We start from the raw sequence: 8902 nt of genomic DNA, 5'->3' as shown, positions 1-8902 counted from the left end.
GGACTGTTATTTTTAGGGGGGATTACCCAATTTACATCCAATTTTTTTAAAAACCCTTCCCCACGCGGGGCGATGCTCTGCAAATGGCTCTGTGGCGAAGAAGTCAGCCTAAGAGTGTTATTGTGCATAGCGACAGCCAGTATTGCGCTCACGCTTATCGTGACTTAATGAAGAAGAGCGGTTTAATCTAAAGCATGAGTCGCAAAGGCAACTGTTGGGTCAATGCCTGTGTTGAAAGCTTCTTCCGCTCAACGAAAGTCGAAGCCGTTCAATATGAACCAATTATGAATCGTGAAGCTATGCGTCAGCACATATTAAGTACATCGAAATTGATTATAACAAGAATAGAAGGCATAGTGCCTTGGGCTACTTAAGCCCAGAAAGATTTGAACAATTAAACATCGCTTAATAAAGTGTCCAGTTTTACTGGTTCAGATCAGTCACCAAACCAGTGTTAGAGCCGATAAAATTGCTAGATACTGCCGATTGCATGAAAGGTCCTTTTCAACTCAAATGAAAATATTTATAGCTAAATGAGAAGAAAATTACCCAAAACAGAATTTCAAAAAAATTACAGTACAGAAAAATTAAAGTGTAACTTTCCCCCTTAAAAACTCACAACCATTTGAAATAAAAAACTATTAAACCAAGTAAAAGAATAAATAACGGCTTACCCTTTCGCAGTGAGCAAAGTCTATTCAACGTCATCTCATTAATTGCGTTCGTTGTATGCTAGGTTTTTAAAAACACTCAAAACCGTAATTGCTTGTATTCCCTCACAGCCTGTTCAAAGTGCTGGTTAAACAATGCGAACATATTGCGTTTACGCTTATTGTTGTGCGCCAGATCACCGATAAATTGGTAAAACTGCGCCTGCGCTTTGCTTGGCAGCTTTTTCTCTAGGCTTAAAAGTAGTTTGATGACTTCTTGGTATGCATCGTTATTAGTCCAATTGATTTTCTCTTTGACGACCTGCTCATATAAATTAAGTGATTGAGTAGATGATGAGTTAATCAGCGCATTAGCCAACTTAATTTTTAAGTCATCATTTGCATTGTAACTTTCTATCAATTGGCAAGCTGGTTTAAGGTCTTGCTGTGCTATATAAAACGCTAATAGATTATCAAAAGCTAATCTACCGTATTGTTTGTTTAATTTAGTCGCCGCGATAAACTCTTGCTCAACCCGTGAGACAAACCCATCATCATCTATGTTGTGTTGTTTTTTAAATACAACCAGTGCTTCATATTCGTAAAAGCTGGGACGGGCTGAAAATACTTGATTGGCCAACTTCCACGCACCTTGCAATTCACCATGATGTAGCTTTATTTTTATCGCTAGCCTATCACACGCAACACTATCACGACTGTCGTCGACTTTTCGCGCCTTTTCAAGCCAATGTTCAGCATCAAGGTCGTGGTTATTATCTAGGCAAAGCTCTGCTATTTCTAAATAATCTCTGCTTGTTACCGCAACTTTTAGTTTTATATTTATTTTGTCTTGCCAGCTATTAGCCAAACTGAGTAACACATCAACCACAACGTGTTGCCGCCAACCATCTTGCTTATTTTTAGGCTGTTCAATGTACTGCTGGCACTTAGTTAAAAATACAGTATTGCTTTGTATTTCATCAGAAAAGTAAGACTCTATGGATGGAAATACATCAAACTGGGGGTCTGCCAAATTATTAAATAACCACTCTGCTTTTTCAGCCTCGCTCCAAGGTAGTTTCGCAAATACCTTTGGCATATTTTGATACAGCCCACCTTCGATACCAAAACGTGCCCCATTTGAATCGTCAATTCTTAATAGCACTTTATTCAGGCGCTCTAAAATATACCAGAGCAGTTTCCACTGCGCTTTAACATCCAGTGCGTTTAGCGACGACCAAACCTTGTCTAACTGCCGCTCCGCGTTTAAAAAATAGTGGTCTACTTCTCGCCATTCCCAAATGTCTTTTAAAGGAAGTGCTCTTGTTATAACTGACTTAACGTCTTTATAGCTCACACAGCTCTTTGATAACATTGCTTTGTTTAATGCCTCTTGCCAGTTAACGTCATCTTTGGCCAGTAAATCTAAGTACATTTGCATTAAAACATCAGGATTTTTTGCGCCCTGGGTTTCATTTAAATACTTTTTTATATGCTCTCTTTCTGAGTCAGCGTCCACGACGTTTTTGCCCCCTTCAGATGTCAGCAAAGTAAGTGAAGTTGCCACTATATGCTTACACATTGATTGGTAACGCGCAGCAGGACAATTGCAAGCCCACCAATTAAGCGCTTCTGGGTCTAGCTCAATCTCATAATCATCAGACCCGCATACTATGGCATGAACAGCATCATCTTTAAGAGACAACTTTTTTACTGCACCTTTATTTGCTAACGCGTTCCCTTTTAAAAAGATTTTTTCATCATCACACAACTGTTTAATGTCGTATTCGGTAAAGGCTATTTTTATTGGCGTTTTTGGGCTCATATTTGTTTCACTAAATTTGATATAAAATGCAATCACACCACACTATATCAACGTCAATACATTACTGTCATGACGTTTACTCCGATTATTGTGAAAAACAGGAAAAAATACCCGAATTCAACATGCAAGTGCACCATTATAAACTATCAAGTGAAAAGACTTCCTCAGGCGTCTGATAATCTAAAATCTTTCTTGGGCGACTGTTAATTTTGTATACTACTTCTTGTAGTTCAGTATCAGTTATAGTCGAAAATCTGTTTTTTGGAGAAATATCGACGAAAAAAACAGGATATATATAATATATAATGGGTTAACCAGATCTTAAAGTGCGTACAGCTATATGCGCAGCGCTCCCCTTTCTCATTTGCGAATAATCGCAATCCGCCTTTATAAAAGCTAAAGCATATAAAAGTATAAAAACGACAGAATAATCACCGAGACTTAGTACTAATTTAACTGACTGTGTTTATCTCGTTGCTTTTGTACAAAAGTTTTTGCTGTCATTCCAAAGTGTTTTTTAAAGCAAGCACTAAAATAAGAACCAGAATTAAACCCGACGTCATCGGCAACTTGTGCGATACTCCCACCATGAAGTAATGGTGTAATTGATTTATACAGTCTGTACGTTCTTAAATACTCGTTTGCCCCCATCGAAATTAACGCGGTTAACTTACGATGAAGCTGACGTTCACTCAACGCCATTTCTTTGGCTAATTCACTGACGGTTGTCTGTGTATTGCGATAATACTGCTCGACGACTCTGTCGAGTTTATCCAAAAAGTCGTAGATATGAGGTTGGTCTTTAAATTGTAGCTTAGGCAATGCGGGTAAGCTCAAGGCATCCTGAGTGGGTTGAGGAGTAATTCGGCTGCGCCACTTCTGGAGTGTGGCCTCCTGACGCTTAAATATATTGCGTACTTTAAGTTCGAGCGCCTGTAAATTGAAGGGCTTTGTGATGTAGTCATCAGCCCGCAGCGTTAAGCCTTCAATTTGCCTTTGCTCATTTAAATTAGCAGTGAGTAAAATTACTGGAATATGCGCCGTCAGCGAATGTTGTTTAACCGCAGACAGCATCCCAAACCCGTCCAACTTTGGCATCATCACATCTGAAATAATCAAATCTGGGAGCTGTGATTTTGCCAGTTCTAGCCCTTCTTCACCATCACGTGCAACGGTTACAGAGTAAGATGCACCAAAAACACTCTGTAAAAACGTCAGCATGTCGGGCGTGTCGTCAACGATTAGTATGCTATGGGGGTCCTGAATCTCTGAGTTATTATCAATTGATTCATCAATATTTGTCTCGTTGTCGACAGCGGCTCGTGACAGAGTAATAGGCTCACTTTCAACAGTTTTAAACATAAGTGTAAAAGTACTGCCTTGGCCCTCAACTGAAGAGACCTCGACAGCGCCACCCAAAGCTTCAACTGTTGACTTCACGACACTTAACCCAATGCCTAGCCCTACGTTGTGTTTACTTCCCTGCTCTGTTCGATATTCTGGCTCAAAAATTTTGCTCTGCTCGTCTGTTGAAATTCCAATACCTTGGTCACAAACACTTAGCATGCAAACAGACGGCTCTGTAATACTTGGCTTGTTTAATGTGAGTAAAATACGTCGCCCGTTGGGGCTATACTTTATCGCGTTACTGAGCAGGTTACTCACGCATTGTTCGAGCTGATCTTGCTTTGCCTTAACCATAACATGAGGTGTAATATCTACCTCAAGTCGCAATTCGTGTTGCGCCAATAAGGGAGCAAATGCACTGGCTTGTTCAAGACAAATTTTTGAAAGATCATAAAGCTGCTGTGATTGTTCGGTTGTTTGAACTTCTCCACCACTGTGCCCAGAAGCCTGCATTAATTGCTCGATCAGCACTTTTAGCCGCTTTGCATTACTTACCACAATGTTTGCCATTGTATTGCGCTCTTGTGCATGTTCGACTTTCATCAACTGCTCCGCAGGGCCCTGAATTAAGGACACTGGCGTCATCAACTCATGAGACAAGGTTTTTAGCAGTAAAGTTCTTTGCGCCTCAGCACTTGCCAAGGCAGATGATTTTTCGAAAAGCTGTTTATTTTGCTCAGTAATTGCCTTCGTTTGAAGTGCCACTTCTTTTTCTAATTGCTTTTGGATGCCTTTAAGGGCTTTAACCCGTAAATGATAAATCACAAACAAGCTAAGCATAAATGTAAAAACATACGCGATATAGGCCCATACAGTGGCATACCACGGTGTTTTGATTGAAAACACAAACTGACCAGTGGTTGCAGACCAGTTGCCATTACTGTCTGTACTTTGCAACTGCAAAATGTACTTACCGTGGGCAAGCTTAGGGATCATCAGTACTCGACTGCTGCCTAACTCAACCCATGCCTCAGACACACCTTCGAGCTTGTAACGAAACTGCTGCTTTGAAACACTGGCAAAGTTGGCGTTGGTCAAACTAAAGCGAATGCTGGCATGCTGATAGGGTAATTCATCAAGTGACAGCTTATTAAAATAAGTCTGTGTACTGCCATCAGCCAATGTTATTTCAAACTCACTGACTTTAGGGCTTGCGTCGAAATAGATGAGTTTTTTGGGAGCAAATAAAGTCAGTCCATCGGCAGAGGCAAATACTAAGCTGTCATGAGCTGTGGATGCTGCGCTACCGATGTAACCTTGATGGTAAAGCCCGTCACCTTTGTCGTAATAATGAATAACGTCACTCGCATCACTTGGGTCCCAGCCAAAAATACCCAAACCATTTGCAAACCATGCTCTTCCGTCATTGCTAAATGCAACACTGGCATTGGTAACATTGGCAATTTGAGTCGGTAGCATGAGCCAATCTTTTTTATAGGTATCAAAAGCCTTAATACCTGCATCTGATTGCAAAAATAAAACGCCTGATGGGCTCAAATACAAATCATAAATCGCCCCAGAAAATTCAGGCCCCTGCGAATCTAGTTGTAAAAATTCGCCCGTGGTTAAGTCTAGCAATTGCAACCCTGCTGATGTTGCTACCCAAAGCATGCTTTGATGTTGCACTATACTGTGCACTTGATCGTTAAGTAACTCTGAATTTGAACGCGTGTACCTTTTGACTTGCCTTGTTTTGGGGTTTAACTGAGTTAAACCATCAAAACTATGGGATAACCAAATAGAGGTATCATTTTCAAAAACCATTGCATATATCGAATCTGGGATACCCATCTCTGCAAAACTAAACTTGTCTATGACTTGCATCGACTCTGCATCAAGGTGCACCAACTCTTGATACAAACTTACCCAAAGTGTATTGCTCTTGCCCTTAGCTATAGCCTGCGCTGAAAGATCATATGCTTTTAAACACCCATCAAATGTACCACTCATTTTATAACGGCAAAGTCCAGCTAATTGGTCAGCAATCCAAATATGTTGCTCTAACACCAACACATCATTTATTTCAAACTGGTTCGTTTCGCTTGGGTGAGTAAAGGCAAAGTTTTGCGCAGCGCTCAGGTTAGCATGTTGAAGTACCGCACCTTCTGTGTAGCTTCCCAGTGCAAGCACTTGCTCGTCTCTATAAATAGAAAGCAGTGGCGGTGAGTCTCCCACTGGGATGACTTGCTCGCTCAACTGCACAAGCCCCGCATTCAACGAAGCCGCAAGCAACGTGTCGCCGTGCATTTTTAAATCAAACACGTAGCCTACAGTGTCAAATTGATTTTCATCTACATATTGTACTATCGCTTTCTTATCGCTAGAAAAGTACTGTGCAAGCCCCACCCCTTGCATACTCAGCCAAATACGGCCATCGTCAAGGCGCCACACTTTATCTGCAAATAAAGGTTCCCCCTCTTCGTTTTTAATAAACTGAGCTTGCTGCTTTGTAATATCAAGCAACAAAATCCCAGGATCCGTTGCCATTAATAAGGTAGACTCGTCGACTTGAGTAATCGATAACACACGGTCGTTAAATGTAGGTTGCTCTGGTCGCTGGTCGTTACTCTCGATATTGAAAGGCACAAGGTTAAGTACGCCATTATCGAATTTGTACAGCCCTGACTTTTCTCCGACCCAGATCTCACCTTGGGTAGACTCAAAAAGGCTATAAATATTGAGTGAGGTTGCGCCCTGCCCAGTTGGCACCTGTTTAAATGCCTCGGCATGCGGGTTGAGCACTTCAAGGCCTTGTTTACCTGCGGCCCAAAGTCTTTGCTGCGAGTCAAACAACACATCCCTTACCCACAAAGAGTTGCTCAATTCAGGTGTTTGATGTTTTGAAAAGCGCTTTACCCTTGCACCATCAAACCTTGCAATGCCATGCTCCGTAGCAAGCCACATAAATCCACGGTGATCTCGAGTAATATCAAACACACGATTGCTCGGCAGACCATCGCCCACGCTGAGCGTCTTGCCCGCATTTGCGTCTGCCTTTGGGTAAAACCCAAGCAAAATAAAAATTACAAAAAAGCACCTTACAAAAAAGGTCGCTAAGAGATCTTTAAACATAGAGTAACTTATTGTTATGTTTGCTTATATTTTAATAATTAGTTTTAATACGCACAGCTTGTTTGACATAATAACAACAATTAGATAATTATCAAATGTCCCATTTTGGACACCAGAATGTCAGATAATTGCGTATTAATGTCTGTTTTGTGTTACCGCCCTCATTTACGCACCCAATATAATTTTGACATACCTAAGTAGATGCTTTGCCTCCTCATGCATACGCATATACATAAGTGGGTTTGACCAACAGGTACAAACAGCAGTAAACACAAGCAGTACATCAAGAGCCTGCAATATAAATAAGGAATTACCATGTTTAATTCACCAATAAAAACGCTTAGCCTCGCCATACTTTGCTCGGCCGCTATCAGTGGCTGTGGCTCAAAAGGCGGCTCTAAATCTCCAAGCATTGAATTGGACAACAATAAAAAAGTAACCACGGAAGAAAACAGGTACGCTCGTAGAGGACGAGTTATCGACGGATATGTACAAGGCGCAACGGTTTGGCTTGATCTCAACAACAATAAAATAAAAGATGCCGATGAACCCTCTGTTATCTCTACCGACAAAGGGAGCTATATTCTTGAGCTAACCGAGCAACAAGCAAAATGCGCATCTTATGTACCTACGTATGTAGATGTCCCAGTTGGTGCGATTGACGAAGACCTAGGTGAAGTCACCAAACCTTATCAAATGGTATTGCCACCCACGCTTGAGTCACTAAACGACGAAGCACTTCAACATATCACGCCACTCACGACCGTGCTTTGGCAGTCATTGGTCGAGACACCAGAATTTAAAGACGCCACGTGTGAGCAACTTGTTCAAAGCAATGAACAAAGAGAAGTACTATTAATCGTTTTAGAAGAAACGACCAAACAAGTCATCGATCACTACAACATTTCTGAGGAACAGCTATTTAGTGACTATATTGAAAACGGTGATGAAGCACTGAAAAAGCTCGCAGAGGACATCGTTAAAGGCTTGCAAGCAAGCGTTGAAAAATACATAGAACTTGCCAAAAAACACCTCGACGCAGCGGAGATCCGCGTGCTCCATTACCAAGGTACGCCCCCAAATCAGCCTGAAAGCGATGAACGAGTCTGGTACCGCAGGATTGTTATCTACTCAAAAGAAGGCGACACACTCATTGATGAAAATGCACGTGTTGATGACTCGCTGAAAAATGTCTTGTTCATACATTACGACCGTAAAATTAAAAGCATACAACTCAGTGGTGGCCATTCATATGCACAAACGGTCGATGTGGTCATTAATGACCCTGAAGATATTGGCGCTTGCGTACACCACGAAAAGTTAACGCTGAATATCAATAATATTAAATACGAAATCGATAACTGGAAATTAGTGCAAAGAGAAGCGAAAGACCAAACCTGTGACTTTGACGTCGACTTTAGTGACGCGCCTAATCGTGGTCTTTCAGTTACTTATGATAAAAATGGCATTAACTATCTAGTAGAAGTTGGCCAAGACAAACATAGTAATACCAAAGAGGGTCTAACCGATTGGTATAATATGAAAAACAAGCTTAGCTTGTTAGAGTTGGCGGTAATTGTCTATTACCTAGACCAGTCAGGCTACGAGCTACACGATGATGTGACCATTCCTTATGCTTGGTGGCACAAGCGTAAAACTGATGATACAGGTGAAAACCGAGTTATCACATCTCGCTACCATGATGGTAGATGGACTAAGCAATCATATAAATCAGACGGCACCTACGTGTTAGAGTGCAGTACAGACGGTGAAAACTGGACAACAGAGTGTAATTAGCCTCAACTGTTCTAAAAATCACAAATAGATCCCACACAATACAGCCGCAAGTAAATTAATACTTACGGCTGTATTTCTTTAAAAAGGCTTAATGCGCAATCATCAAGTAAAGCATGTAAACGGGTATTTACTTTCAGGGTGAGATCGTGAA

Annotated in this window: 3 protein-coding genes and 1 pseudogene; 2 read left to right on the top strand and 2 right to left on the bottom strand. The window is 41.2% G+C overall.

The genetic code is table 11. The features are described 5' to 3' along the window. Positions 1 to 71: 71 nt before the first annotated feature. Positions 72 to 409, top strand: a pseudogene (locus N482_RS24075) (integrase core domain-containing protein); the annotation flags it as partial. Positions 410 to 750: 341 nt separating this feature from the next. On the opposite strand, the gene N482_RS04900 reads toward N482_RS24075, so the two are convergent. Then, a complete protein-coding gene (locus N482_RS04900; RefSeq protein WP_155730482.1) occupies positions 751 to 2475 on the bottom strand; it encodes an SWIM zinc finger family protein in 1725 nt (574 codons plus the stop codon). Between the two features lie 447 nt (positions 2476 to 2922). Next, positions 2923 to 6954 carry a hybrid sensor histidine kinase/response regulator transcription factor gene (locus N482_RS04895; protein WP_063376011.1) on the bottom strand — a complete coding sequence of 1344 codons (4032 nt, stop codon included), beginning with the start codon at positions 6952 to 6954 and terminating at the stop codon, positions 2923 to 2925. A 315-nt stretch (positions 6955 to 7269) separates the two neighbouring features. Here N482_RS04895 and N482_RS04890 point away from each other — a divergent pair, with 315 nt between their 5' ends. Continuing rightward, complete coding sequence (locus tag N482_RS04890) at positions 7270 to 8751, top strand: hypothetical protein (protein ID WP_063376010.1); 1482 nt, start codon at positions 7270 to 7272, stop codon at positions 8749 to 8751. Positions 8752 to 8902 lie beyond the last annotated feature (151 nt).

Origin of the sequence: Pseudoalteromonas luteoviolacea NCIMB 1942, assembly GCF_001625595.1 — a bacterium.
Classification (GTDB): domain Bacteria; phylum Pseudomonadota; class Gammaproteobacteria; order Enterobacterales; family Alteromonadaceae; genus Pseudoalteromonas; species Pseudoalteromonas luteoviolacea_A.
Note: the sequence above shows the minus strand (reverse complement) of the source record. Positions and strands in the feature narration are given on the sequence as shown.

Bases quoted from the DNA above. Each gene is read 5' to 3' on its own strand.
- N482_RS04900 (WP_155730482.1), bottom strand. From the start codon at position 2,475: ATGAGCCCAAAAACGCCAATAAAAATAGCCTTTACCGAATACGACATT.
- N482_RS04895 (WP_063376011.1), bottom strand. From the start codon at position 6,954: ATGTTTAAAGATCTCTTAGCGACCTTTTTTGTAAGGTGCTTTTTTGTA.
- N482_RS04890 (WP_063376010.1), top strand. From the start codon at position 7,270: ATGTTTAATTCACCAATAAAAACGCTTAGCCTCGCCATACTTTGCTCG.